24 protein-coding genes and 1 pseudogene are annotated in these 26,184 nt (G+C 63.6%); 16 read left to right on the top strand and 9 right to left on the bottom strand.

Features of this window, described 5'->3' with window-relative positions; translation table 11 throughout:
- Positions 1 to 16 precede the first annotated feature (16 nt).
- Entirely contained in the window at positions 17 to 1,102 is a 1,086-nt protein-coding gene (locus tag DXK50_RS20585) for an AI-2E family transporter (RefSeq protein WP_212631578.1), read from the top strand.
- Here DXK50_RS20585 and DXK50_RS20580 read toward each other — a convergent pair whose 3' ends face one another.
- Positions 1,103 to 2,113 carry a patatin-like phospholipase family protein gene (locus DXK50_RS20580; RefSeq protein WP_212631577.1) on the bottom strand — a complete coding sequence of 337 codons (1,011 nt, stop codon included), beginning with the start codon at positions 2,111 to 2,113 and terminating at the stop codon, positions 1,103 to 1,105.
- 106 nt (positions 2,114 to 2,219) lie between these two features.
- On the opposite strand from DXK50_RS20580, the gene selD reads away from it, so the two are divergent.
- From selD to DXK50_RS20530, 11 genes and pseudogenes are all read left to right on the top strand, one after another.
- Positions 2,220 to 3,254, top strand: coding sequence for a selenide, water dikinase SelD (gene selD / locus DXK50_RS20575; RefSeq protein WP_212631576.1), 1,035 nt, complete (start codon positions 2,220 to 2,222; stop codon positions 3,252 to 3,254).
- Positions 3,254 to 4,354: a tRNA 2-selenouridine(34) synthase MnmH gene (gene mnmH, locus DXK50_RS20570; protein WP_212631575.1), complete on the top strand. Its 1,101-nt coding sequence runs from the start codon at positions 3,254 to 3,256 to the stop codon at positions 4,352 to 4,354. The genes selD and mnmH overlap by 1 nt, the downstream gene beginning before the upstream one ends.
- Before the next feature lie 76 nt (positions 4,355 to 4,430).
- Positions 4,431 to 4,709 carry a hypothetical protein gene (locus DXK50_RS20565; protein ID WP_161868011.1) on the top strand — a complete coding sequence of 93 codons (279 nt, stop codon included), beginning with the start codon at positions 4,431 to 4,433 and terminating at the stop codon, positions 4,707 to 4,709.
- Positions 4,709 to 5,314 (top strand): flavin reductase family protein, encoded by a 606-nt coding sequence (locus DXK50_RS20560; protein WP_212631574.1) that lies wholly within the window; start codon positions 4,709 to 4,711, stop codon positions 5,312 to 5,314. Before DXK50_RS20565 ends, DXK50_RS20560 begins: the two co-directional genes overlap by 1 nt.
- 125 nt (positions 5,315 to 5,439) lie before the next feature.
- Positions 5,440 to 6,549 (top strand): annotated as a pseudogene (locus tag DXK50_RS25580) (HAMP domain-containing protein); the annotation flags it as partial.
- A complete protein-coding gene (locus tag DXK50_RS25575) occupies positions 6,532 to 7,407 on the top strand; it encodes a methyl-accepting chemotaxis protein (RefSeq protein WP_461818887.1) in 876 nt (291 codons plus the stop codon). The pseudogene DXK50_RS25580 and the gene DXK50_RS25575, both read left to right, overlap by 18 nt.
- A gap of 95 nt (positions 7,408 to 7,502) precedes the next feature.
- Positions 7,503 to 8,420, top strand: a complete 918-nt coding sequence (locus DXK50_RS20550) for an AAA family ATPase (RefSeq protein ID WP_212631572.1) — start codon at positions 7,503 to 7,505, stop codon at positions 8,418 to 8,420.
- Positions 8,420 to 9,376: a DUF58 domain-containing protein gene (locus DXK50_RS20545; RefSeq protein ID WP_249186951.1), complete on the top strand. Its 957-nt coding sequence runs from the start codon at positions 8,420 to 8,422 to the stop codon at positions 9,374 to 9,376. The genes DXK50_RS20550 and DXK50_RS20545 overlap by 1 nt, the downstream gene beginning before the upstream one ends.
- The gene (locus DXK50_RS20540; protein ID WP_212631570.1) at positions 9,373 to 11,358 is read left to right on the top strand and encodes a transglutaminase TgpA family protein; all 1,986 of its coding nucleotides are present in this window, start codon (positions 9,373 to 9,375) and stop codon (positions 11,356 to 11,358) included. Before DXK50_RS20545 ends, DXK50_RS20540 begins: the two co-directional genes overlap by 4 nt.
- Before the next feature lie 72 nt (positions 11,359 to 11,430).
- A complete protein-coding gene (locus DXK50_RS20535) occupies positions 11,431 to 12,213 on the top strand; it encodes a CHAD domain-containing protein (RefSeq protein ID WP_212631569.1) in 783 nt (260 codons plus the stop codon).
- A 93-nt stretch (positions 12,214 to 12,306) separates the two neighbouring features.
- Positions 12,307 to 13,104: an acyl-CoA thioesterase gene (locus tag DXK50_RS20530; protein WP_212631568.1), complete on the top strand. Its 798-nt coding sequence runs from the start codon at positions 12,307 to 12,309 to the stop codon at positions 13,102 to 13,104.
- A gap of 49 nt (positions 13,105 to 13,153) precedes the next feature.
- Here DXK50_RS20530 and DXK50_RS20525 read toward each other — a convergent pair whose 3' ends face one another.
- The 3 genes from DXK50_RS20525 to DXK50_RS20515 all read right to left on the bottom strand — a co-directional run bounded on the left by DXK50_RS20525 (position 13,154) and on the right by DXK50_RS20515 (position 15,990).
- Complete coding sequence (locus DXK50_RS20525) at positions 13,154 to 13,510, bottom strand: Mpo1-like protein (protein ID WP_212631567.1); 357 nt, start codon at positions 13,508 to 13,510, stop codon at positions 13,154 to 13,156.
- Between the two features lie 102 nt (positions 13,511 to 13,612).
- The gene (locus DXK50_RS20520) at positions 13,613 to 15,079 is read right to left on the bottom strand and encodes a methyl-accepting chemotaxis protein (RefSeq protein ID WP_212631566.1); all 1,467 of its coding nucleotides are present in this window, start codon (positions 15,077 to 15,079) and stop codon (positions 13,613 to 13,615) included.
- Between the two features lie 83 nt (positions 15,080 to 15,162).
- On the bottom strand, positions 15,163 to 15,990 hold the full coding sequence (locus tag DXK50_RS20515; protein ID WP_212631565.1) for a TatD family hydrolase: 828 nt from the start codon (positions 15,988 to 15,990) through the stop codon (positions 15,163 to 15,165).
- A 255-nt stretch (positions 15,991 to 16,245) separates the two neighbouring features.
- Here DXK50_RS20515 and DXK50_RS20510 point away from each other — a divergent pair, with 255 nt between their 5' ends.
- Together DXK50_RS20510 and DXK50_RS20505 are read left to right on the top strand one after the other, a co-directional pair.
- A complete protein-coding gene (locus tag DXK50_RS20510; RefSeq protein ID WP_161867812.1) occupies positions 16,246 to 17,661 on the top strand; it encodes an MltF family protein in 1,416 nt (471 codons plus the stop codon).
- 105 nt (positions 17,662 to 17,766) lie between these two features.
- Positions 17,767 to 18,201 carry a DoxX family protein gene (locus DXK50_RS20505; RefSeq protein WP_161867813.1) on the top strand — a complete coding sequence of 145 codons (435 nt, stop codon included), beginning with the start codon at positions 17,767 to 17,769 and terminating at the stop codon, positions 18,199 to 18,201.
- 62 nt (positions 18,202 to 18,263) lie between these two features.
- Here the strand turns inward: DXK50_RS20505 and DXK50_RS20500 are convergent, their stop codons facing one another.
- Positions 18,264 to 19,199 carry a LysR family transcriptional regulator gene (locus DXK50_RS20500; RefSeq protein ID WP_161867814.1) on the bottom strand — a complete coding sequence of 312 codons (936 nt, stop codon included), beginning with the start codon at positions 19,197 to 19,199 and terminating at the stop codon, positions 18,264 to 18,266.
- Positions 19,200 to 19,360: 161 nt separating this feature from the next.
- On the opposite strand from DXK50_RS20500, the gene DXK50_RS20495 reads away from it, so the two are divergent.
- Entirely contained in the window at positions 19,361 to 20,590 is a 1,230-nt protein-coding gene (locus tag DXK50_RS20495) for an acyl-CoA dehydrogenase (RefSeq protein WP_161867815.1), read from the top strand.
- Between the two features lie 818 nt (positions 20,591 to 21,408).
- Here the strand turns inward: DXK50_RS20495 and DXK50_RS20490 are convergent.
- The 4 genes from DXK50_RS20490 to xthA all read right to left on the bottom strand — a co-directional run bounded on the left by DXK50_RS20490 (position 21,409) and on the right by xthA (position 25,240).
- Positions 21,409 to 21,588 carry a hypothetical protein gene (locus DXK50_RS20490; RefSeq protein WP_161867816.1) on the bottom strand — a complete coding sequence of 60 codons (180 nt, stop codon included), beginning with the start codon at positions 21,586 to 21,588 and terminating at the stop codon, positions 21,409 to 21,411.
- Positions 21,589 to 21,597: 9 nt separating this feature from the next.
- The gene (locus DXK50_RS20485; protein WP_161867817.1) at positions 21,598 to 22,584 is read right to left on the bottom strand and encodes a TerC family protein; all 987 of its coding nucleotides are present in this window, start codon (positions 22,582 to 22,584) and stop codon (positions 21,598 to 21,600) included.
- Between the two features lie 159 nt (positions 22,585 to 22,743).
- Positions 22,744 to 24,126, bottom strand: a complete 1,383-nt coding sequence (locus tag DXK50_RS20480) for a substrate-binding domain-containing protein (protein WP_212631564.1) — start codon at positions 24,124 to 24,126, stop codon at positions 22,744 to 22,746.
- A 301-nt stretch (positions 24,127 to 24,427) separates the two neighbouring features.
- Complete coding sequence (gene xthA, locus DXK50_RS20475) at positions 24,428 to 25,240, bottom strand: exodeoxyribonuclease III (RefSeq protein ID WP_212631563.1); 813 nt, start codon at positions 25,238 to 25,240, stop codon at positions 24,428 to 24,430.
- A gap of 285 nt (positions 25,241 to 25,525) precedes the next feature.
- On the opposite strand from xthA, the gene DXK50_RS20470 reads away from it, so the two are divergent.
- Positions 25,526 to 26,170, top strand: coding sequence for a GNAT family N-acetyltransferase (locus tag DXK50_RS20470; RefSeq protein ID WP_212631562.1), 645 nt, complete (start codon positions 25,526 to 25,528; stop codon positions 26,168 to 26,170).
- Positions 26,171 to 26,184 lie beyond the last annotated feature (14 nt).

Genomic DNA, 26,184 nt, shown 5'->3' with positions numbered 1-26,184 from the left:
AAGGGAGTTTCGCTCGATGGCCACCAATGATCGTCTGCTGGTACAGATTCTCCTGCTCGGCTTGCTGGCAGCCAGCCTCTGGGTGCTGGCGCCATTCTGGTCGGCGCTGTTCTGGGCTGCCGTGCTGGCCTTCGCCAGCTGGCCGCTGATGCGCCTGCTGACGCATTTACTCAATGGTCGCCTGTCGCTGGCGGCGGGCATCCTGACCGGCGTCTGGGTGGTCATGGTGGCGGTGCCGCTGGTGTGGCTGGGTTTCAACCTGGCCGATCACATCAAGGACGCCAATGCCCTGATCAGAGACCTGCAGGTGGAAGGCCTGCCGCCACCGCCCAGCTGGTTGGCCAGCATTCCGCTGATTGGCGATCGCCTGGTGGAGCTGTGGCGCACCATCGACCAGCAGGGCGCGGCCTTCTTCGATACCCTGCGTCCCTATCTGGGGCAGGTTGGCAACTGGCTGGTGGCGCGCAGCGCGAAGATCGGTGCGGGCATGGTCGAGCTGGCCCTGAGCCTGGTGCTGGTGTTCTTCTTCTACCGTGACGGACCGCGCCTGGCGGTGTTCGTGCACAGCCTGCTGGAACGGCTGATCGGCGAGCGTGCCGATCATTATCTGGAACTGGTCGCCGGCACCGTGCAGCGTGTGGTCAACGGTGTGATCGGAACCGCCGCAGCGCAAGCCGTGCTGGCTTACATCGGCTTCGTCATCGCCGGCGTGCCGGGCGCGCTGGTGCTCGGCCTGCTGACCTTCGCCTTCAGCTTCATCATGATTCCGCCGCTGATCTGGGGCCCGGCGGTCGCCTGGCTGGTGTGGCAGGGGGAGATCGGCATGGCGATCTTCCTGGGCATCTGGGGCTTCTTCATCATCAGTGGCGTGGACAACATCCTCAAACCCTACCTGATCAGCCGTGGCGGCAACCTGCCGCTGGTGGTGGTGCTGCTGGGCGTGTTCGGCGGCATCCTGGCCTTCGGCTTCATGGGCCTGTTTCTCGGCCCGACCTTGCTGGCGGTGGCCTACAGCCTGCTCAGCGACTGGGTCGCGAACAAGACGCCACCGTCCGAGGCCGTGGTGGACAAACCCCTGCCAGGCGAGGAACCACGCGGCTGATCAGCCGCGTTCATTTTCGTACTTGTCGAGGGTATCGCGGGCGATCTGCCTACCCAGCATGATCAACTCCGGCGCCTTGTAGAACTCGAAGAAGCGGCAGGCGCGCTTGGGCACGTTGATCAGTATGTCCGGTGGGTAGCCGGCGATCTTGTATTGCGCCAGCGAGGTCTGCATCACCTCGAAGCTCTGGTTGACCAGCTCCAGCAATGACGCCGGCCCACTGAACTCGGCGACCCGCGAGCCGCTGGCAGACTTCGGCGTGGCTTCCTGATCGTCCTTGCGACTTGGCGCTGCGGCCGGGCTGACGTCATCGGCGAGTCGTTGCTCCTCGGCAAGCAGCAGGGCCTCGTCCTCGCTCTTGCGGCGAAAGCTCGGCAGGCGAGAGCCGAGCGAGGTCATCAACTGGTCGATGCGGCCCTTGAGCGCGGCTGGACGCTCGATCACCGGCAACTGGTAGTGGTTCTGGTTGGTGGCGTTGAGATTGACCGCGATGATCAGGTCGCAGTGGCTGGAAACCACCGGCACGATCGGCAGCGGATTGAGCAAGCCGCCGTCGACCAGCATGCGCTTGCCCTGAATGACTGGCGTGAACAGGCTGGGAATCGCCGCCGAAGCGCGCATCGCCTGATGCAGACAACCTTCCTGGAACCAGATTTCCTGCTGGTTGGTCAGGTCGGTGGCGACGGCGGTGAAGGGAATGTTCAGGTTTTCGATATCCACCTCGCCGACGATTTCCTGAATCCGCCCGAACACCCGCTCGCCACGGATGGCGCCGAGGCGGAAACTGACGTCGAGCAGGCGCAGCACATCGAGATAATCCAGGCTCTCCGTCCATTCACGGTATTCGCGCAACTTGCCGGCAGCGAAGATACCGCCGACCACCGCGCCCATCGAGCAGCCGGCGATGCAACCGATTTCGTAACCGCGTGCCTGCAACTCCTCGATCACGCCAATGTGCGCATAACCGCGCGCGCCGCCCGACCCCAGCACCAGTGCCACTTTCTTGCTCATTCGCGGTTCTCCCCCTGTCGAGCTTCGACCTTACTCGGGCAGCGAAGCGGAGCCAAGGCAGTCTTTGCTAGAATCCGCCGCCAGTCATCGCGGTGAGAGTGAAACCATGAGCGAACCCATTCGTTTGACCCAATACAGCCACGGCGCCGGTTGCGGCTGCAAGATTTCGCCGAAGGTGCTCGAAGTGATCCTCGCCGGCAGCGGCGCACAGAATCTCGATCCCAAACTCTGGGTCGGCAATGCCTCGCGCGATGACGCCGCGGTCTACGCCATCGATGAAGAGCGCGGCGTGGTTTCCACCACCGACTTCTTCATGCCGATCGTCGATGACCCCTACGATTTCGGCCGTATCGCCGCGACCAATGCCATCAGCGACATCTACGCCATGGGCGGCGATCCGCTGATGGCCATCGCCATCCTCGGCTGGCCGGTCAACGTACTGGCGCCGGAAGTGGCCCGCGAAGTGATCCGCGGCGGCCGCGCCGTGTGCGACGAAGCCGGCATCCCGCTGGCTGGGGGGCACTCGATCGATGCGCCGGAACCGATTTTCGGCCTGGCCGTGACCGGCCTGGTGAGCAAGGCCAATATGAAACGCAACGACACCGCCACGGCCGGCTGCAGGCTTTACCTGACCAAACCGCTGGGCATCGGCATCCTCACCACGGCGGAAAAGAAGGCCAAGCTGCGCAGTGCGGATATCGGCCTGGCGCGTGACTGGATGTGCACCCTGAACAAGCCCGGCAGCCGCTTCGGCAAGCTCGCCGGCGTGCGCGCGATGACCGACGTGACCGGCTTCGGCCTGCTCGGCCACCTGGTGGAAATGGCCGATGGCAGCGGCCTGAGCGCGCGTGTCGAGTTCGCTCGCGTGCCGCGTCTGGACAGCGTCGAGCATTACCTTGAGCAGGGCTGCGTGCCCGGCGGCACCTTGCGCAACTTCGACAGTTACGGTGACAGGATCGCGCCAGTGCCGGAGCTGGCCAAGCTGCTGCTATGCGACCCGCAGACCAGCGGTGGCCTGCTGATTGCCGTGGCGCCGGAAGGCGAGACCGAGTTTCTATCCGTGGCCGCCGAGCTGGGGCTGCAGCTGGCGCCTATCGGCGAGATGGTCGAGCGACAGCGTTACGCGGTCGAGGTGCTCTGATGCGGGACAACTGCACCGACTACCGCGATCTGTTTCTGCACGACCGGCCGATGATGGATGCCCGGGCGCCCGTCGAGTTCATCAAGGGCGCCTTCCCGGGGGTGGTCAATCTGCCTCTGATGAACGATATCGAGCGGCAGAAGGTGGGGACGTGCTACAAGCAGCACGGCCAACAGGCGGCCATCGAACTCGGACATCAGTTGGTCAGCGGCCGTACCAAGGCCGAGCGCATCGAGGCCTGGGCGGCCTTTGCCAGGGCCAATCCCGACGGTTATCTGTACTGCTTCCGCGGCGGTCTGCGTTCGCAGATCGTCCAGCAGTGGCTGAAAAGCGAGGCGGGTATCGACTATCCGCGCGTGGTCGGCGGTTACAAGGCGATGCGCAACTTCCTTCTGCATACCGCCGAACAGGCGGTGCAGGAGTGCGATTTCGTGCTGGTAGGTGGCATGACCGGCACCGGCAAGACCGAGGTCCTGGGGCAGCTCGACAATGCCGTGGATCTGGAAGCTCATGCCAATCATCGCGGCTCCAGTTTCGGCAAACGCGCCAGCGCCCAGCCGGCGCAGATCGATTTCGAGAACGTTCTGTCCATCGACCTGCTCAAACGCCGCGCCAAGGGGCAGCAGCAGTTCGTACTGGAGGACGAGGCGCGCCTGATCGGCCGTTGTTCCTTGCCGTTGCCGCTGTTCCAGGCCATGCAGCACTACCCGCTGGTGTGGCTGGAAGACAGCGTGGCCAATCGCGTGGAGCGTATTCTCCAGGCCTATGTGGTAGAGCTGTGCGCCGAGTTCGTCGCGGTTCAGGGTGAGGCGCAGGGGTTCAGCGCCTTCGCCGCGCGCCTTCGCGAGAGTCTGGCCAACATCACCCGTCGTCTGGGCGGCGAGCGTTACCAGCGCCTGGCCGCGATCATGGATCAGGCGCTTGAGGAGCAAGCGCGCGATGGTCAGGTGGATACCCACCGAGGCTGGATCGAAGCCTTGCTGGTGGAGTACTACGATCCCATGTACGTATTCCAGCGCGAGAGCAAATCCGGGCGTATCGAATTCGCTGGCGAGCAGCAGGCTGTGGTGGAATATTTGCGTAAGCGAAACGGCGGTTGAGTCAGGCACTTTCGCTCTGTCGAAGCGTCATAGTCTGGGCCAACCCGTAGTCCTATCCCTCCGAGGAGTGTGGTCGATGAAACACTGGATCTGTTTGCCGCTGCTTGCGGTGGCGCTCACCGGCTGTGCCGGCAAGACCGTTTACCGCGAGACCTGCGCCAATCAGCTGGACGCTGCCTGGAAAGAGCTGAGCATCGCCGAAGCCGAAGGCTTCGCCGGTACCGTCAGCTATTCCAAGGCATTCTCGCTGCTGACCGCCGCCAAGACCCAGCAGCAGTTCGAAGCCTATGAAGGCTGCGTGAGCAAAGCCGAACGTGCGCGTTTTTATATCCGCGAATCGCGAGCGGGGCGTTGATGCAGCTGGATTTCACCGATCTGAGTCCGCTCGAGGCTTATCGCTGGCTGGCAGCCAGCGTCACCCCGCGTCCCATCGCCTGGGTTTCGACCCGTTCAGCCGACGGGGTGGCCAACCTGGCGCCGTTCAGTTTCTTTCAGGTGATCAGTGACAACCCGCCGACCCTGCTGATCAACGTCAGCACTCGCGACGATGGCAGCCTCAAGGACAGCCTGCGCAATGCCCAGGCCAGCGGCGAACTGGCGATTCAGCTGGTCAGCTTCGCCCAGGCCGAAGCGATGAACGCCAGCGCCGCGATCCTGCCTCATGAGGTCAGCGAGTTCGCCCACTGCGCCATCGCCAGTCAGCCGTGCGAGCGCATCGACGTGCCGCGTGTCGTCGGTGCCCCGGTGATGTTCGAATGCCGGGTGGCGCAGATTCAGCCTTATCCTGCCCAGCAGCCCAACTGCCACCTGATCTTTGCCGAGGTACTGCTGGCACATATCGACGATGCCGTGCTCAACGAGCAGGGGCGTCTCGACCCGTTCAAGCTCGATCTGATCGGACGTCTGGGCGGCAGCGCCTATTGCCGTACGCGGGACCTGTTTCAGATGCAACGTCCCTGAATCCGTTCTGAAAGCGACACCTATTTAGCTGTTCCGGCCATCTTGCTGCTTGCTGGCTTGTCGCCAGTAGCATTGCGCTCCTATGTTCCAGAACTGGGGCTGGCTGCGGTAGGCAGGGGGATGTCATGGGTGGCTCATTGGGCAAGCGCTTGGCCAGTCTGGGTACGGCCAGCAAGCTGATGCTGGGGTTTGCTCTGGTGTTGATTCTGACCGCTCTGGTGGCCGCAACCGGTCTGCTGGCGTTGCGCGAGGTCAGCGCCGGCGCCGAATTGCAGCAGCGCATGAGCGCCCTTGGCGAGCAGGTACTGCGCATGCGCCAGAGCGAACAGGCGTTTGCCCTGAGTGGCGACAAGCAGCATGCCGAGCGCCTGGCGCAGCAGGCCGAGGCGATTCTGCAGGCCGGCCAGGCCCTGCAGGCCGAGCTGGATAGCGACACGGCCGCGGTCATGGCGCAGGTCGAACCTGCTCTGGCCGACTATCGCAGCGCCTTCGCCCGCTACGTCGAACTCACCGACAACATGCAGCTGTCGCTGCAGGCCGCCGACTGGCTGGTGGTCAGCGCCGCCAATAGCCTGGATCTGCTGCAGGAAGGACTGTCCGAAGACGGCGTCGACCTGCTCAAGAGTTCCCAGGGCGAGCAGGGCGGCGATTCGGTATTGCAGGCCGGCAAGGTCGGCAAGATTCACCAGTTGCTGCTGCAGGCGCTGGATCAGGCCCGCCAGCGTCTGGAGGCCAGCCGACGCGGCGATGGCGAAGAACAGAGCGAAATTGCCCAGGCTGGCGAGGCACAGGCCCTGGCTGCCGAGTTACGCGATGAGTTGAATGATCCCGGTTATGCCGCCGTGCTCGGCGAGGTGGTGGTCAACGTCGACTCCTTCAACGAGCGACTCAAGGAATACGCCGGCCAGTTGCAGCAGCAAAAGCAGGTCTATGGGCAACTGGTCGCTCAGATCGAACAGCTGTTGCAGCGTGTCGATCTGGCTCTGGACACCCAGCGCCAGGCCATGCATGCCGAGCGCCAGGCCAGCAGCGGCCTGATCATCGCGGCCGCGGCCCTGGCGCTGCTGTTCGGCCTTGGCGCGGCGATCCTGATCAGCCTGGCCATCGTGCGCCCGCTCAAGCGGGTGATCGGCCTGGCCGAATCCGTCGCTGCCGGCGACCTCAGTGTGCACATCGAACAGGATCGGCGCGACGAGATCGGCCAGCTGCTCTCGGCCATGCAGCGCATGGCCGGCAACCTGCGGGAGATGGTCGGCCGCCTGCAGGGCGGTGTGGCGCAGATATCCAGTTCTGCCCAGACGCTTTCGGCAACGGCCGAGCAGACGCGCCAGGGAGTAAACGGTCAGAAGCTGGAGACCGATCAGGTCGCCACCGCCATGAGCCAGATGACTGCCACCGTGCATGAGGTCGCGCGTAATGCCGAAGCAGCAGCTGCTTCCACCGAGCAGGCCGACCAGCGTGTCGACGCCGGCAGTCAGGTGGTGCGTCAGACCCTGCAACGCATCGAGCAGTTGGCCAGTGCGATGGAGGCCACCACGCAGAGCATCCAGCGCCTGAGCCAGGATACCCAGCGCATCGATGCGGTGCTCGATGTGATCAAGAGCGTCGCCGAACAGACCAACCTGCTCGCGCTCAACGCGGCCATCGAGGCCGCGCGCGCCGGTGAACAGGGGCGCGGTTTCGCGGTGGTCGCCGATGAGGTGCGTGCGCTGGCCAAACGTACCCAGCAATCCACCGCGGAAATCGAGTCGCTGATCGCGGCCCTGCGAGAAGGCAGCCGCCGCGCCGTGACCGATATGGAGCAGAGCGCCAGCCTGGTGAGCCTGACCGTTGGCGATGCCAATCAGACCGAGGGTGCCTTGGCGGCCATTGCGGAGGCGGTGAACCTGATCTCGGAGATGAACCAGCAGATCGCTGCTGCGGCCGAGCAGCAGACCGCCGTAGCCGAGGAAATCAACCGCAGCGTTACCTCGATCCGCGATATCGCCGATCAGTCGGCCACGGCGATGGACGAAACCGCCGCGTCGAGTATCCAGCTGGCCGAACTGGGGCGCGAGCTGCAGGGCATGGCGGGGCAATTCCGACTGGCATAGCGGTCAGTCTCACAGTTTCGTGAGCAAAGATTACTTGGCGCTATGCCGCATGCCGGCGCCCCAGTAGCATCGACGTTCTGCATAAGGAGCGAACGATGCGAAGCAAACTCGATGCCTGTCTCGACTCGGTCAATCAGGTGCTGCTGGGTAAAGAGACACAGGTGCGTCTGGCGCTGACTTGCCTGCTGGCGCGGGGTCACCTGCTGATCGAAGACCTGCCCGGCATGGGCAAGACCACTCTCAGCCATGCCCTGGCGCGCGTGCTGGGACTGAGCTTCCAGCGTATCCAATTCACCTCCGACCTGTTGCCTGGCGATGTCCTCGGCACCTCGGTGTTCGACAAGGACAGCGGCCAGTTCGTCTTTCATCCCGGGCCGATCTTCGCCGAGCTGGTGCTGGCGGACGAGATCAATCGCGCCACACCGAAGAGCCAGAGCGCGTTGCTCGAAGCCATGGAGGAAGGGCAGGTGACCATCGAGGGCGCAACCCGCCCGCTGCCCGAGCCGTTCTTCGTCATCGCCACGCAGAACCCGGTCAGCAGCGGTGGCACCTTCGCCTTGCCCGAGTCTCAGCTCGACCGCTTTCTCATGCGTCTGTCGCTCGGGTATCCGGCCCAGGCCGCCGAGCGCGCCTTGCTGCTCGGCGACGCCCGGCGCGACCTGCTGCCGCGCATCGAGCCGATTCTCGACCATGCCGAACTGGCGCGCCTGCAGGCGGCGGTGCCCCAGGTGCGCGCCAGCGATGCGCTGGTTGATTACGTACTGCGTCTGGTCGAGGCGACGCGCAGCCAGCCGCAGTTCGCCTGGGGTCTGTCGCCACGTGCCAGCCTGGCGCTGCTGGCCGCGGCCCGGGCCTGGGCGCTGCTGGCAGAGCGCGATTACGTGATTCCCGAGGACGTACAGGCAGTGCTGCCCTCGGTAGTCGGCCACCGCTTGCGCGAGCGCGCCGATCCCACCGGCCATGGCGGGGGCAGTCTGGTGCAATGGCTGCTGCGCGAAGTGCCGGCACTCTGATGCGCGCAGCGCTGAAACCGCTCTGGCGCCGTTGGCTGGCCAGGCGCATTCCGCCGGCAGCCAGCGTGCGCCTGAATCAGCGGCGCATCTTCATTCTGCCCAGCCGGGTGGGCGCGGCCTTCGCCGTGGCGCTGCTGCTGATGTTGCTGGTGGGCATCAATTACCAGAACAGTCTGGCCTATGGTCTGACCTTTCTGCTGATGTCGGTATTCGTCGTGACCATCCTGCATACCTACCGCAACCTGGCCGGGCTGGTGCTCAAGGCGGGTGGCGGCGGGGCGGTATTCGTCGGTGAGCAGGCGCGTTTTCGCGTACGTCTGGAAAGCCGCGAGCGCGAGCATCAGGCCATCGCGCTTGGCTGGCCGCCGGCAGAGCTGGTGATGCGCGATGTACCGCGTGAAGGCCAGACCGAAGTGGATCTGAATCTTCCCGCCGCCCGGCGGGGCTGGCTACGGCCCGAGCGTATGCGGGTGGAAAGTCGCTTTCCCCTGGGTTTGCTGGTGGCCTGGAGCTGGGTCGACCTGGACCAGGCAGTGCTGGTTTATCCGCGGCCGCTGGAAGGCGATCTGCCGTTGTCGGCGGGCCTGGGTGACGAGGAGGAGGAAGAGGGCATGCGGGCCCGTGGTCAGGGCGCCGACGATTTTCAGGGGCTGCGCGAATATCAGCCGGGTGACTCGAAGCGGCGCCTGGACTGGAAGGCCTACTCGCGTGGTCAGGGCCTGTTGGTCAAGGATTTCGCCATGCTAAGCGGGCGTGATCTGTGGCTGGACTTCGACAGCCTGGGTGGCGACAGCGAAATGCGCCTGTCGCTGCTCTGCCACTGGGTGCTGCAGTTTTCCGAGCGGCAGCAGGCATTCGGTCTGCAACTGCCGGGACAGGTGATCGCCCCGGATTACGGCGACGGCCATCGTGAGGCCTGTCTGCGTGCCCTGGCGCTGTTCGGAGGGCACTCATGAGCAGTCTGCCGGGGATTCCGCGCGTCGCCCTGATCTGGCTACTGGTCGCGCAGGTGCTGGTGATCCTGCCGCACCTGGTTCATCTGCCGCTGTGGATGATCGCGCTGTGGCTCGGCGCTGCAGGTTGGCGCGTGCAGATCTTCCGCATGCGTGCGCGCTATCCCAATGGCTGGGCCAAGGGTGGCCTGGTGCTGTTGGTGTTGGCCGGTATCCTGCTGTCGCGCGGCACCTTGGTGGGGCTGGATGCGGCGACGGTGCTGCTGATCGCCACCTTCACCCTCAAATTGCTGGAGATGCGCACACGGCGTGACGCGCTGGTGGTGATCTTCCTCGGCTTCTTCTGCGTGGTGACCGCCTACCTGTTCGAGGATGGCATCCTGGCCGCGCTCTACAGCCTGTTACCGGTGACTGCGCTACTGGCTGCGCTGGTCGGTCTGCAGCACAGCGGCTTCGCCGAGCGCCCCTGGCCGACCCTGCGCCTGGCCGCAAGCCTGATGCTCCAGGCCATACCGCTGATGGTGCTGCTGTTCGTGTTCTTCCCGCGCATGGGGCCGCTGTGGTCGCTGCCGCTACCGAGCGACAAGGGCGTCACCGGTCTGTCGGACAGCATGGAGCCAGGCGATATCGCCGAACTTAGCCGCTCTTCGGCGTTGGCCTTTCGTGCCAGCTTCGAGGGCGAAGTACCGCCGCGCGTGCAGCTGTACTGGCGGGCACTGACGCTGGAGCGCTTCGATGGCCGGCGCTGGTCGCAGTCCACTTACGCTGATGTGCCAGTAGCGCCGCAGTGGAGCAAGGCCGGCGAACCGCTGGATTACAGCATCATCATGCAGCCCAGTGGCAAGCGCTGGCTGTTCGCCCTGGATGTGGGCGAGATGGCTCAGGAAAACGGGCGCATGATGAGTGACTTCCGTTGGCAGCGGCTGCGCCCGGTGGATCGGCCTCTGCTTTACCAGGTGCGCTCCTGGCCAAATGCCGCGCGTGAGGCTCAGGCCGAGCCGCCTGGCCTGCGCCAGGCGCTGCAGCTGCCCGAGCGGGGTGACCCGCGTAGCCGTGCCTGGGCGGCCGAGTTGAAGGCGCAGTACCCGCAGAGCGATGCATTGGTGGCGGCAGTGCTGCGGCATTTCAATCGCGAGCCCTATGTTTATACGTTGCGTCCGCAGCCGCTGGGGCGTGACAGCATCGATGAGTTTCTGTTCGACACACGGCGCGGTTTCTGCGCCCACTACGCCGGCGCGATGACCTTCGTCTTGCGTGCGGCGGGCATCCCTGCGCGGGTCGTCGCCGGGTACCAGGGCGGTGAGCTCAATCCCAACGGCAATTACATCCAAGTGCGCCAGTTCGACGCCCATGCCTGGGTCGAGTACTGGCAACCCGGGAAGGGCTGGCGCAGCGTCGATCCCACCTTCCAGGTCGCTCCCGAGCGCATCGAGCAGGGTTTGGAAGAGGCCCTGACCGAGGAAGATGGCTTTCTCGACGACCAGCCGTTCTCGCCTTTGCGTTACCGCGAACTGGCCTGGCTCAACCAGTTGCGCATGAGCTGGGAGAATCTCAATTACGGTTGGCAGCGCTGGGTGCTGGGTTATCAGGGCGAGCAACAGTTGAAACTGCTGCAGAACTGGTTCGGCAGCCTTGACTGGCAGCGGCTGGCCTTGGCCCTGGTGGGCACGGGTGGATTGTTGCTGGGGCTGCTGGCCCTGTGGTTGCTCAAGCCCTGGCAGCAGCGCGCCGACCCGCAGCGTCAGGCCTTTCGCAAGTTCGAGCGCCTGCTGGCGCGCCATGACATACGACGGGAAGCGGGCGAGGGCGTGCGCTCCTTCGCCTCGCGTGCGTCGCGGCGGTTGCCGGAGCAGGCGGCGCAGATCGAGGCATTCGCGCGCTGCTTCGAGCAACAGCGTTATGCCGGCAAGCCTGCGTCGCGTGCCGCCTTGCTGCGAGCATTGAGCGATTTGCGCAAGGCGTTGCCCTGGCGCTTGTCGCGTTAGTGACCATTGGTCACTTGTATGAAGGGATGGTCTGGCTGTTAGTTTGGCGTATCGACTTCGAGGGGAGCGAGCATGAGCGATTTCATCGAGCATTGCCTGGAGCGCGTCCTGGCCCTGCAGGTACGTCTTTACGCCTGCCAGGCGCGGCTGACTGACTGCACCGACGCCGAGGCGCTGCACGATCTGCGCATCGCCCTGCGCCAGCTGCGCAGTCTTTTGCGGCCGTTGCGCGGCCTGGCGACCGTCGATGCTCTGGAGCAGGGCGCGGCGGTATTGGGACGACTCAGCGGGCCACTGCGTGATCGTGAAGTACTGGCAGCCGAACTGCCGCGTCTCGGCTTGGCGCATCTGGCGCCGAGCGATGAGACCCAGCGCGCCCTGGGATATGTGGCGATTGCACGCAGCGGTGAGTTTGCAGATCTGATGCTGTTGCTCGACGCCTGGCCAATGAGTTGGCGTGAAGCTGCCAGGCAAGGCCAGCTGCGCGATCTGGACAGGCGTATTCGTCGCCGTCTGAGGCGCCAACAACGCAAGCTGGCCCACGCATTGCGCGATCCTGCGCATGACCGCCATCGCCTGCGGTTGTTGATCAAGCGCGTGCGCTATGGCGCTGAGACCTATCCGGCGCAGAGTCGTCTGAGCAAGGCGGCGCAACAGCGGCTCAAGCGTGCGCAAAGCGCCCTGGGTGATTGGCACGACCACCTGCAATGGCTGGCGCAGGCCGAAGCGCTGATGTCGCTGAGTCCCTGTCGGGACGCCTGGCTGCAGGCGCAGCACGCTGCCGAAAAGCGTGCCGACGATGCCTTGCTGGCGCTGTATGGCGATTTTCCCTGCAAGGACAGTACGCGATTCTAGCCGGCCATATGGCCGAATCGGCGTGCCCGCGGGCTATCGTACAGTCGCCGCCATCCCCTAAGATCGTTGCCATCGTTGAGTCCTGAGGTGCGTATGATCTTTTCCGAAATGCTCGAAGCGGTGCGCCGCGATCCCGATACCGTGGTGATTCCGGCCGAGTGGGGGCAGGGGCGCGCCAGCTTCGGTGGTCTGGTGGCCGCGCTGGCGTTCGAGGCGATGCGTGCCAAGGTGCCCGACGGGCGCCCGGTGCGCTCGCTGGCGATCACCTTCGTCGGTCCGGTGGCGTCGGATGTGCCGGTCAGCTTCCAGGCTGAAGTGCTGCGTGAAGGTAAAGCGGTCAGCCAGATGCTGCTACGCGCGGTGCAGGATGGTCAGGTGGTGACTGTGGTGCAGGGCAGCTTCGGTGCGTCGCGCTCTTCGTCAATTACCGTGGAGGCACTGGCTGCGCCGCAGATCGCGCCGGTCGAACAGTGCCAGGAACTGCCCTACGTGCGTAACGTGACACCTGAGTTCACTCGCTTTCTGGCCATGCGCTGGGCAATTGGCGGCATGCCATTTACCAACAATCGGTCACGGCAGATGGGCGGGTGGGTGCGCCTGCGCGGGGAGAGCGAGGCGCAGACGCTCAGTGAGGCGCATTTACTGGCTCTGGTCGACGCCTGGCCACCGGCGGTGCTCCCGCATCTGAAGAGCCCGGCGCCGGGCAGTTCGCTGACCTGGACCATCGAGTTCGTTCAGCCCCTGCAAAGCCTCAGCAGCGAGGACTGGTGCCTGTATCGCGCGGATATCGAGCATGCTCGCGATGGCTACGGCCACGTAGCGGCGGCAATGTGGAGCCCGGCAGGCAAGTTGATCGCGCTGAGCCGGCAGACCGTGACGGTGTTTGGCTGACTCGGAGCCCTGACGGCCCGCAGGGCTGCTATTCGACAGCCATCGCCGGTTACTTGCGCTTGCGCCAGGCCTGCCACCAGCCACCGCTGAACAGAAACCTCGGGAAGGTCACGCACTGCTCCAGCAGCAGGCGTTTCACTGCGTCGCGTTTGCCGCTGAAGGGCTCGGGTGACTGCTGCTCCAGGCGGTGGCCATGCGCCTGCAGCGCCAGGGCGGCTATCAGGCCGATGATGCCCAGTACCAGAGGCACGAACCTCAGTTGCCACAGCCCGATCAGCAGCAGCCCCAGCGACAGCAGAAACAGCGGTACGGCTATCAGGTGCAGCAGCAGATTGGCGGGATGCTTGTGCTGGTCGGCGTAGTGGCGCCATTGCCAGGCCAGCAGGTTGGGATGACGTTTGCTCATGATGCGGTCCTCGACTCGATGGATCGAGTCTAGGACCCTCATCGCCGCGCGGCGAATTGCCCCTGACTATGGGGCAGATAGCTTCATCCGGGGCCGTGCCGATTACAGGCGCAGTTGACCGATCGCCTTGTTCAGTTCGCCTGCCAGCTGCGCCAGTTGCTGGCTGGTAGCGGCCGATTCCAGGGTCTGACCGACCGTTTGCTCGGTCACGTCGCGGATGCCGACCACCGAGCGGCTCATCTCCTCGGCGACCTGGCTCTGCTGAGTGGCGGCCACGGCGATCTGCGTATTGCTGTCGCGCATCAGCGCCACGGCGGCGGTGATCGCCGCCAGCGACTCGCCGGCTTCCTGTGCCAGTTGCACGCAGTGGTTGGCACTCTCCGAGCTTTCGCGCATGAATTCAACGGCGTCACGGGTACCGCCCTGCAGGTTGCCGATCATTTGGGTGATTTCGTCGGTGGAGTCCTGCACGCGCTTGGCCAGATTGCGCACTTCGTCGGCGACCACGGCGAAACCGCGGCCCATTTCACCCGCGCGGGCGGCCTCGATGGCGGCATTGAGGGCGAGCAGATTGGTCTGTTCGGCGATGCCGTGGATCACACCGACCACGCGGCTGATGTGCTGGCTGTCTTCAGCCAGACGCTCGATGCTGCCGGCACTTTGTTGCACGCCGCGTGACAGCGCTGCGATGGACTGTTCGACACGTTCGACCACCTGCTGACCCGCGCGCGCCAGCTGATCGGCGTTGCGTGACTGGTCGCGGGTGGTGCCGGCGTGATCGGCGATATGCTGAACCGTTGCCGACATCTCGTTGATCGCGGTGGCAGCCTGATCGGTTTCGCTCTGCTGGCTGAGCATGCCCTGGCGCACGGCACCCATGCGCTCGGCCATGTCGCGGGTACCGCTGTTCAGTTCACTGGCGACCTGGCCGACAGTACCGACCACGCGCTGATAGCCGGCCTGCATGGCGTTGAACGCGGCAGCCATCTGGCCGACCTCGTCGCGGCTGTCCAGCGGCACGCGCAGAGACAGGTCGCCGCTGCGTTCGGCCTGCAGCATGACGTCCTTGAGCGTGTTGAGATGGCTGAGCAGAAAGCGGATCAACAGCTGCGAGGCGGCCAGCAGCAAGAGCATGAGTACGGCGACTGCGACGGCGTAGGTGAGCGCGTGTTGGGTGAACAGATCGAACAGGCTGGGCGCGCGGGCGATGACTGCCAGGCGGCGGCCATCACTGAGGGTGGTGAGCTGTGCACCGATCACCGGCGAGTCGCCGAACCAGGCGTCGTGCTGCATGGCTTGCCAGCCGCTGGCATCTGGCGCGCCCTGGGCGCCGGGCAAGCTGCTGCCCTGCAGCACCTGGACATTGGCTGCGCTGGGTAGCGCCGCCCGCTGCGGCCACTGTTGCAGCACGCGCGACTGCTCGGCCGCGGCCCTTATGGCATCAGCGCTGCGAGCTTGCTGCTCGGTGTTAAGAGCGAACAGCACCAGCATCAGACTGATGACGAAGGCAACGGCATTGACCGCCCAGAATTTGTACTTGAGAGAAAGATCGCTGATCCAGGCGCCCATGCTGTTGTATCCGTCTCGCTGCGTTCACTATTGGCTATTTGCCAGCAGTATGCCGTGGAAAACAGCCGGAGTCTTGACGTCAATCAAGACTCCGGTGCTGCTTCCTCTAGTATGGCCGGCATCTTGAAGAACGCCCGGGCGCAGGCCGTGGTTTGCGCTGCCAGTGCCTGTTCGCTCTGGGCACGATGTAGCGCCACCTCGCGCAGTACCTCACCGAGATAAGCCGGCTCGTTACGCCCGTTCCTGGGCTTTGGCCGCAAGCTGCGCGGTAGCAGGAAGGGCGCATCGGTCTCCAGCATCAGACGCTCGCCCGGGATGTCCTTGAGCAGCGGGTGCAGGTGCGTGCCGCGGCGTTCGTCACAAACCCAGCCGGTGATGCCGATATGCAGGTCGAGATCGAGATAGGCGTAGAGCGCACGGCGCTCGCCAGTGAAGCAGTGCACCACCGCCGCAGGCAGCTGGTCGCGATAGTTACGCAGAATCTCCAGCATGCGCTGGCTGGCTTCGCGCTCGTGGAGAAACACCGGCATCTGCAGCTCGACGGCCAGCGCCAGCTGCTCTTCCAACGCTTTTTCCTGTGCGGGGCGTGGAGAAAAGTCACGATCGAAATCCAGCCCGCACTCTCCGACGGCGCGCACTTGCGGCTGCGCCAGCAGCGACTTGAGGGATGCGCTGCTTGCGTTGTTCCAGGTGCTGGCGTCGTGAGGATGGACGCCAGCGGTGCAGAACAGGCGCTCGCCGCTGGCGTCCAGCTGTCGGCAAAGTGCCAGGCTGGCCTCGCTTTCGTTCAGACTGGTGCCGGTCAGCACCATCTGGCACACGCCGGCTGCGTAGGCGCGCTCGAGTAGAGCCTCGGCTTGCACGGCGAGACTGGGGTGAGTGAGATTGACGGCAATATCGATGAGCTGCATGGTGCCACCTGTTGAACGCGAAGCAGCAGGATAGCAGATGCCGTCCGTTCGTCAGGAAGTCGATCTAAAACAATAAGTTGGTGGCTGTTTTTAAGGTTGATGCAAGTTTGTGGGGTGGCGCTCTGGCGCTCCGCTGTGCCAATCTCCGCGCCCCTGCCAGCCTTGGGCCGTGTCCGCGGTCAAGCCGTCTGTCGCGCATCGGCGAGCAGTAGGTCATCAAGGGTTCGGCGGCCAACCGCCTTTTCTGGAGAATCGATGTCGCGATTGCTGCTGATCCTGTGTCTGCTGGCCATGCTGCCGCTGCCGGTCAGTGCGCGCCTGGCCGGTCCGCCCGAGGTCGGTGCCCAGACTCGCAGCACTCGTGACCTGCCGGCGATCCGCAGCAGTGGTGAATTACGCGTACTGGTCAATCAGAGTCGCAACAGCTCCGGCTCGGTCAAGGGGCAAAGCATCGGCGTCGAGTACCACCGCCTGCGTGCTTTCGAGCAGTACCTCAATCGCAACGCCCGGGATGGCCGCAACCTCACGCTGAAGATCATTCCCAAGGCCAAGGATCAATTGCTCGGCGCATTGCAGCGCGGTGAAGGCGATCTGGTCGCTCCCGGTGAGCTGCTCAACGTGCGCACCGGGCACGATGTCAGTGCCAGCACGGCGATTCGCCGGGAGGTGCCACTGGTGCTGGTTTCCAAGCAGGGCAACCGGCAATACCGCAGTCTCGAGCAGCTGGCCGGGCGCAGTCTGTCGCTGCCGGCAGGCAGCGCCGTAGGCGAAGCGCTACGGCGCATCAACCAGCAACTCGCCGACCGCAAGCTGCCACCGATAGTGGTCGAGTGGGTCGACCCCACGCTGGCGGTCGAAGATGTGCTGGAAATGGTTCAGGCCGGTATCTTCGAACGCACCGCGGTGGAGCTGCCGATAGCCGAGCGCTGGGCCAAGGTGATGCCCAAATTGCGCGTCGACAAGCATCTGGTCCTGGCGCGTGAGGGCGATATGAAATGGTTCGTGCGCCCAGACGCGCCGATGCTGCGCGCCAGCATCGACCGTTTTTTCAGCGGCTATCAGTCTCCTGCCGATCAGGATGCGGCATTCCAACGCGTCTATCGCCGTCTGTACAAAGTGCATTCGCCGTTGGGGCGCGCCGAGCGACAGCGCCTGGAGAAGGTACGCCCGGTTCTGCAGCAACATGCCGAGCAACAGGGCTTCGACTGGCTGATGCTGGCAGCACTGGCATTCAAGGAATCGACCTTGAACCCATCGGCGCGAGGCGCGAGCGGAGCGACCGGGCTGATGCAGATCACCCCGGCGGCGGCGCGCACTGTCGGAGTGAGCAACATTCAGAACATCGATGGCAATGTGCAGGCGAGCAGCAAGTACCTGGCGATGATCCGACGCAACTATTTCAACAGCCCGCAGCTCAACGAGCGAGAGCGCATGGCCTTCGTCCTGGCCGGTTACAACCTGGGCCCGCAACGGGTGCAGAGTTTGCGGGCCGAAGCGCGCAGGCGGGGCTTAAATCCCAATCAGTGGTTCTTCCAGGTCGAGCGTGTGGCCATGGAGCAGATGGGCATGGGTGTGGTGAGCTATGTGAATGCGGTGAATAAGTACTACCTTGCTTATGACCGTGAGCGTTATTTGCTCGAGCCGCAGGGGCGGCGGCTGACGGCCAATTAGGTATCTATTTTTTCGATTTGTATAAGCGGTATTTTCCTGTTCTTTAATCGAATAAATTGGATATTCTGTGCGCCATCCAACCCACACACCAAAGGAAGCCTTGCAATGTCTAATCTGATCAAAAACATCACTGCCAGCCAGGCAGGTTTCGGCATCACCATTTTGCGCATCGTCGCCGGTATCACCTTCGCTGCCCACGGCGCGCAGAAGCTGTTCGGCTGGTTTGGCGGTTATGGTCTGGAAGGTGTCGCGCAGTGGATGGAAAGCATCGGCCTGGCCCCGGGGTACCTGATGGCGTTGATGGCCGGGAGTGCCGAGTTCTTCGGTGGTGTGGCGCTGATCATCGGTCTGCTGGTACGCCCGGCGGCTGCGGTGCTGGCGGTGACCATGTTGGTGGCGATCTTCACCGTGCACCTGGCTAACGGCTTCTTCATGAGCAACAACGGCTACGAGTTCGCCCTGGCGCTGCTGGCCATCAGCGTAGCGCTGGTGTTCGAAGGTGCCGGCAAGCTGTCGGTCGATGGCAAGCTCGCTCGCTGAGTGATCAAGCCATGACAAGAAGGCCCGCAGATGCGGGCCTTCTTGCGTTAAGCAGCGAACGATCAGGCGGTAGCTGCTTGCTCGGCTTTCTTCTCCTGCAGGGTGACCTGCTGCGCCAGTTCGATCATCTGCTCGCGCATCCAGCGGTTGGCTGGGTCCTGGTCGGTGCTTTCGTGCCAGTACAGGTGGGTTTCCAGCGCCGGTACATCGCCGACCGGTAGCGCCACGTGGTGCAGATTGTGGCGCCGGGCGAAGCGCGCCGGCACGGTCATCACCATGTCGGTCTGCTGCATCACGCTGCTGGCCATCAGGTAATGCTGCGAGCGCAGGGCAATCTTGCGCTGGATGCCCATCTTGCCCAACGCCAGGTCGACGTAACCGAGACCGCTGCGGCGGCTGGAAATATGGATATGAGAGAACGACAGGTACTCGTCGAGGCTGATCTTTTCCTTGGCCAGCGGATGGCCGGGGCGCATGGCGCAGACGTAGTGATCATCCAACAGCTTGACGTGCCGGACCTGAGGATCGGTGTTGAGCGGCGCATCGACGGCAAAATCGAGGCGGCCGGCGGCCAGCTCCTTGGTCGTTTCGCGGCGCTTGGCCAGGAAACTTTCGATGCACACGTTCGGCGCCAGTCGACGCAGGCGTTGGAACAAGGGCGGCAGGAGAATCTGCTCGGAAAGGTCGGTCATGCTGATGCGATAGGTCTTGCCGGCCTGCTGCGGATTGAAGGTGCGGCTTTCCTGTACGGAAACGCGCAATAGCTGCAGGGCGTTGCGCACCGGGCCGATGATGTTCTGCGCCATGGGCGTCGGCACCATGCCCTGGGCGGTACGCACGAACAGCGGGTCGTTGAAGGTTTCGCGCAGGCGGGCGAGGGCGTTGGATACCGCCGGCTGGGTAATGCCGACGATCTGTCCGGCGCGGGTCAGGTTGGCCTCGGTGTAGATGGCGTCGAAGACGATGAAGAGGTTCAGGTCCACCTTGGTCAGGTTCATGCCGGCAGTGCTCCAGGGGCGTCGATATCAATCGATCATATATCGGTTATGAATGTTCATACATACTGAAAATAGGTTCGATAAATCTTAAGCGCTGTTCTAGCATCATTTCCACAACGTCACACCCTTTGTCACAAACCGACCCGTCAGAAGGTATCTCCATGGATTTCGCCTATTCCTCGAAGGTTCAAGAGCTGCGTGAGCGCGTCACCGCGTTCATGGAAGCGCACGTCTATCCGGCCGAAGCGGTGTTCGAGCAGCAGGTGGCCGAGGGCGACCGCTGGCAGCCGACCGCGATCATGGAAGAACTGAAGCGCAAGGCCAAAGCCGAGGGACTGTGGAACCTGTTCCTGCCCGAATCGGACTACGGTGCGGGCCTGACCAACACCGAGTACGCACCGCTGGCCGAGATCATGGGCCGCTCGCTGATCGGGCCGGAACCTTTCAACTGCGCCGCGCCGGACACTGGCAACATGGAAGTGCTGGTGCGCTACGGCAACGAGGCGCAGAAGCAGCAGTGGCTGGAGCCGCTGCTCTGCGGCGAGATTCGCTCCGCCTTCGCCATGACCGAGCCAGGCGTAGCATCGTCGGATGCCACCAACATGCAGGCCAATGCCCGTCGCGAAGGCGATGAGTGGGTCATCAACGGTCGCAAGTGGTGGACTTCCGGGGCCTGCGACCCGCGTTGCAAGGTGATGATCTTCATGGGCCTGACCAATCCCGACGCGCCGCGCCACCAGCAACACTCGATGATTCTGGTGCCGATGGATGCGCCAGGAGTCACCGTGCTGCGCCCGCTGCCGGTGTTCGGCTACGACGATGCCCCGCATGGCCATGCCGAAGTGCTGTTCGAGAACGTGCGCGTGCCCTACGAGAATGTGCTGCTCGGCGAAGGGCGCGGCTTCGAGATTGCCCAGGGGCGCCTTGGCCCGGGTCGTATCCACCATTGCATGCGCTCGATCGGCATGGCCGAACGCGCCCTGGAACTGATGTGCAAACGCGCCGTTTCGCGCACTGCCTTCGGCAAGCCGCTGGCGCGCCTGGGCGGCAACATCGACCACATCGCCGATTCGCGTATGGAGATCAACCAGGCTCGCCTGCTGACCCTGAACGCGGCTTACATGATGGACACCGTCGGCAACAAGATCGCTGCCAGCGAGATCGCCCAGATCAAGGTGGTCGCGCCCAACGTCGCACTGAAGGTGATCGACCGGGCGATCCAGATGCACGGCGGGGCCGGTGTTTCCAATGACTTCCCGCTGGCCTACTGGTACGCCATGCAGCGCACATTGCGCCTGGCCGATGGCCCGGACGAGGTGCACCGCGCCGCCATCGGCAAGTATGAAATCGGCAAGTACGTGCCGCGGGACGTGATGAAAGCCAGTCGCTGATGCGGTGGCTCCATATAAAGAAGAGGCCCGCTTGTGCGGGCCTCTTCTTTTCGGTTCTTCGCACAGTTCGGAGGAAAGTGCAGGTTGAGACCGGACTGGCAATTAAGTGTTAGCTGCCGGTGCTGGCACCATCCGTTAGCGCGTCGTCTGATCTGAAGGGTTTCGCCCCTTACGGGCGAGTCACTTTCTCTTGCTTGCCCAAGAGAAAGTAACCAAAGAGAAGGGCACCCCGCCATCCGGCCCCGGCTGCGCCGGGGTTCCCTCGTTCCATCAACGCTCCAGGGGCACGCCACGAAGGGCCATCCCTGGCCCATCGTGGCTCTCGCGACATCCATGTCGCTCAACCCCTTCCACGGTGATTCCACTCGGCCTCCTGAAGGGGACTTGGGCGTCGCCTGCGTGATCGCTACCTAAAAACAGACGCCGCCGAGCTTAAGCCTGTGGAAATATTGCAAGCTCGCGTCCCGGTCCCCTTCAGAAGGCCGAGCAGAGGTGTTGCGTAGGGGAGTGAGCCGCATGGATGCGGCGAAAGGCTTAATGGGCCATGGATGGCCCATTAAGCCGCCCCCCGGAGCAGCGCCGGAGCGAGGGAAGTTTCGCGCAGCGAAACCCGAATGTCGGGGTGCCCTTCTTTGGCACACCTTTCTTGGGCAAGCAAGAAAGGTGTGGCGCCCGTAAGGGGCGCAACCCAAGCGCTCAGCGCACGCGGTAACGAATAGTGCTAAGCCAGTAAGCGACACGCACACAAACTTGCCAGTCCGGTGTCAAGCGCATCCTCCCCGCGAGAATACGAAGAGTCTTCTTTTATGCCTGCAAGATCAGGGCAGTCTGTCGTCCGAGCGCTGCTCCTGGCCCAGCCAGCCGAGGCGCATATGCAGTTGCGCAGCGAAGGTGCGTGCCGCCAGTTCTTCCTGAAAGGTCAGTGCGCGTCGCCCGAATCGTACCTGCCAGAGCCGCTGGCCCTGGCGTTCGATGAGTTCTATGCAGACTTCGCGCATTGCCTCTCCTCAGATGGAGCTGGCCCTGTCTCGCGTTTTCAACAGCGACAGCAGCACGCCACCGGCCAGCAGACCCAAGGTTACGCCAAGCGAGAGCAGGGCGGGGACCTTGATCAGATCATGCAGGAAAATCTTGCCGCCGATGTACATCAGCACCAGGGCCAGGGCGTATTTCAGGTAGATGAAACGGTGCATCAGCGCAGCCAGGGCGAAGTACAGCGCACGCAGGCCGAGAATGGCGAAGATGTTCGAGGTGTAGACGATGAACGGATCCTGCGAAATGGCCAGCACGGCCGGCACGCTGTCCACGGCGAAGACCAGGTCGGCCAGCTCGATCAGCACCAGCGCCAGCAGCAGCGGGGTAGCGTACAGCAGTGGCTTGCCGCTGACCTTGTCCTGCAGGCGTACCAGGAACTTGCCTTCGTGCAGGTCGTCGGTCACGCGAATGTGCTTGCGCACGAAACGGATCACCGGATTCTGCGCCAGGTCCGGGTGAGCTTCTTCGTCGTTGCTGCGCAGCATCTTGATGCCGCTGAACAAAAGGAAGGCACCGAAAAGGTAGAGGATCCAGTCGAACTGCTGCACCAGTGCCGTGCCCAGACCGATCATGATGGCGCGCAGCACGATCACCCCGAGGATGCCCCAGAACAGCACGCGGTGCTGGTACTTACGCGGGATGTTGAAGTAGCCGAGGATCATCGCCATGACGAAGACGTTGTCCATCGACAGCGATTGCTCCACCAGAAAGCCGGTGTAGTACTCCATCGCCTTGGTGCCGCCGAGCTGCCACCAGATCCAGCCGCCGAAGGCGACGCCGACGCTGAAATAACCGGAATACAGCAGCAGGCTTTCGCGCATCTCGATCTCATGTTGATCGCGATGCAGCACGCCGAGATCGAGTACCAGCAGGAAGATGATCAGTACCAGAAAGGCCAGCCAGAACCAGCCGGGCGTACCGAATATGGGGGATGAAAAATAGGCAAGTAGAGCGTCCATGAGCCCTCCTGATGTCTGCCTGAGTTGAAAGAAATCGACTCAGTGACTCCGACATCACGGTGAGGAACTCACCGCCAGAGGGGCCCGGCGTCACGCGAAGCAAAGGCTAACGCCGCGCCGAGAAACTGCCAAGCCCCCTGGCAAGGAATATTTTTGTCGTCAGTAGACCCAGACTTCGACGCGTCGGTTACGAATACGGCCGCTGTCCTGATCATTGGCGGCCACTGGCAGCTCGCTCCCGAGACCGGTGATCTCACGGAACATCACACCCTGCTTGGCCAGTTCCCGGCGCACCGCCATCGCCCGCAGCTTGGACAGTAGCTCGGCGCGCTCCGGGTCGCTCTTGGCATCGCCGAAGCCGACCAGCACGACTTTGTCTTTCAGCTTGTCATGTTGCTTGAGGTAGTCCAGCACGCGCTGCAGGTCGCGGTAGGCCTTGTTGTCCAGAGTGGCGCTGCCTTCCTGAAAGCGGAAGTTCACCGACAGGCGTTGCGCCTGTTCGGCAAGCTGGCGGTAATTCGCAGGCATCTGAGCTTCCGGGGTGACCTTCACGGCCTGAACGGTTTGCGCGATGAAACCGCTGCCGTCCACGATCGCCTGGCCTCGGGGGCTTTGCGCGAAGTCGATGAGAGCACGCGCCCAGGGGTTTACCAGCTGTGGGTCGTTGTAGATGAACAGTCGGCGCGCCAACGGGTAATCCTCGGTGGCGATCAGGGTGGTGCTCGGCGCCATCGGCTGAGAGTTGCCCGCTGCAACCGCGACCGCCTTGGCCTGGCGAATGTAGGGCAGACCAATGAAGCCGATACCGTTGGGGTCGCTGCTGACCAGATCGGAAAGTTCGGAGCTGGACTCGAAGCGCCGTGCGTTTGCAGCCAATGTCCGCCCACCCGCAGCCAGCACCAGTTCCTTGAAGGTGTCGTAGGTGCCGGAATTGTCGTCGCGTGCATACGGCTGCACCTTGCCGGGCTTACCGCCCAGGGCGGCCCAGTCGCTGATTTCGCCGGAGAACAGTTGAGCGATCTGATCCACGCTGAGGGCGCTGATCGGGTTGCCGGGGTGGACGATGATCGCCAGACCGTCGATGGCGATGATCTGCTCGCTTTGCGGGCTGCGCAGATCGCCGAGGTTGGCCAGACTGCTGGCTTCGCCGTCCTTGATCGGGCGCGAGGAGGCAGCCAGGTCGGTGCTGCCATTTTGCAGTGAGGCGAAGCCGGTGCCGGAACCATGGGCGGCCACTTCGACGATCACATTACGGCCATCGGCCTGACGACCGATGATGCGCTGCTCGTTTTCCCGGGCGCCAGCCTCGCTACGGATATCGCGCAGGCCCTGGGCTTCGAACAGGCCCTTGATCAGCTCCGGGCCAAGTTTCGCGCCAATGGTGTTGGAGCCCTGGATGCGCAACACGGGCTGATTGCCTTGAAAGGCCGGTAGTGCGGCGAAAACCGACAGCGGAAGGGCGTAGCAGATGAAACCGATGACCAGCAAAGACAGCGTGCGACCCCAGAGGTCGCAATCGAGTTGGGGCAGGGCGCGCGGCATGCGGCAGGCACCTTCTAGTGGGTGGGACAGGGTGCCGCGCAGATTAAGTCGGTCAGGTTGCGGTTATATGACAGACAGGTTGTGCCTGGGCGCAAGTGAGGACCGGGCCGGCTCTGCCTTGCGCGACGCCGCGCTTGAGGCGTCGCACAGGGTGATGCCGATCAGGTCAGGGTCGGTCCCTGAGCCGTCTTTCCTGGAAGAGCGCCCGGGGGCGTAGCTTTTCGAATCGGCAGCGCCCGGGGGTCGCAGCGGGGCGCCGCTGCTACAGGTTCGGCGTATCGACGGGTTTTTCAACGGACTGTCAGCCCAGCTCCAGCCAGACCGGCGCGTGATCCGAGGGCTTGTCCATGCTGCGCAGGTCATAGTCGATGCCGGCGTCCTTGAAGCGTTTCTGCAGTGGCTGGCTGGCAAGGATCACGTCGATGCGCAGGCCGCGCTTGGGCTCGTCCTCGAAGCCACGGCTGCGGTAGTCGAACCAGCTGAAGCGATCATTCACCTCGGGGTTAAGGTGGCGGAAGCTGTCCACCAGGCCCCAGTTCTTCAGGGTCGTCAACCATTCACGCTCTTCCGGCAGGAAGCTGCACTTGCCGGTTTTCAGCCAGCGCAGACGGTTGGGCTCGCCGATGCCGATATCGCAATCTTCGGGACTGATATTGATATCGCCCATCACCACAAGCGCCTGCTGCGGGTCGAAGCGCTCCACCAGCAATTGTTGCAGATCGGCATAGAAGCGTTGCTTGGCCGGGAACTTCACCGGATGGTCGCGGCTCTCCCCCTGCGGAAAGTAGCCGTTCATCACGGTGATGGGGTTGCCATCGGCGTCGGCGAAGGTGCCGTAGATGAAGCGCCGCTGGGAGTCCTCGCCATCACCGGGGAAACCCTTGTGCAGGCTCAATGGCGCCTGGCGCGAAAGCAGGGCGACACCATAGTGGCCTTTCTGGCCGTGGTAATGCACGTGGTAACCGAGCTGGCGGATCTCCGCCTCAGGGAACTGGTCATCGGCCACCTTGGTTTCCTGCAGGCCGATCACATCCGGCTGGTGCTTTTCGATCAACGCCTGCAATTGATGAGGGCGCGCACGCAGGCCATTGATATTGAAGGAGACGATTTTCATGGGCAGCGGGTCCTGGGCTGGCGGGCATGCCACGCAAGGCACCCCGGATGATAAGAGCCTACGCGGCACGCTTTCCCTCGTCCGGCGTTTCGCGCCGCGTTCTCCGGAAGGAGAAGGGTACAAGGAAGGCGTCGCGGTGCGACTCTTGGATTAGGTGGCGATGCTAGCCGATCCTCGGCGCCGGCGGCCAGCGCCTGGCAGGTGCCTGGCAGGTGCCTGGCGGTGGTGCTAAGTTGGCTATACCGCATCTGACCCACACACAACCTATAACAACAGAGGTCCGCCATGCCCCATAACACCCCAGCAGAAGTGCGCATGCTCGATGGTGGTTACGCGCGTGAGGTTCGTTCGCTGCTCTACCATGCCTACCGCCACGAGCCGACCTTTGCCTATCTGTTCGAGGCCGAGCGCCCCGGCTTCGACCAGCGTGTGCGCGCAACGATTCGCGAGCTGGTGCAGCAGCATTTCGCCGAGGAGCTGCCAGCTATCGGTCTGCTGATCGACGACCGTCTGATCGGCGCGGCGCTGATCGCACCGCCGCAGCGGCGCCTGGACATCACCGAGAGCTGGGGCTGGCGCTTGCGCATGCTGCTGAGCACCGGCTTCGGCTGCACCAAACGCTATCTGGAGTACCACGATGCGGTGCTCGCCTGCCTGCCACCGGGTCCCTATCACGTGTTGCCGCTACTGGGCATTCATCCGGAGTTTCAGGGCCAGCACCGTGGCGAACAACTGCTCGAGGCGCTGCATGAATGGTGCGCGCAAGACAGCGGGTCGCAAGGTGTGGTGCTGGACACAGGCAATGCCCGCTACCTGGACTTCTACCGGCGTCAGGGCTATGAGGAAGTCGGTGAGCTGGCCATCGGCCCGGTGGTCGAGCACGTGTTCTTTCATCCGAACCCGCAACCCGTGGTGCGAGCCAGCGCCTGAACTCCGGCTGTCTG

The sequence above is a fragment of the Pseudomonas sp. KB-10 genome (assembly GCF_018221585.1).
Classification (GTDB): domain Bacteria; phylum Pseudomonadota; class Gammaproteobacteria; order Pseudomonadales; family Pseudomonadaceae; genus Aquipseudomonas; species Aquipseudomonas yangonensis.
This window is presented reverse-complemented; position numbering and strand designations above follow the sequence as displayed.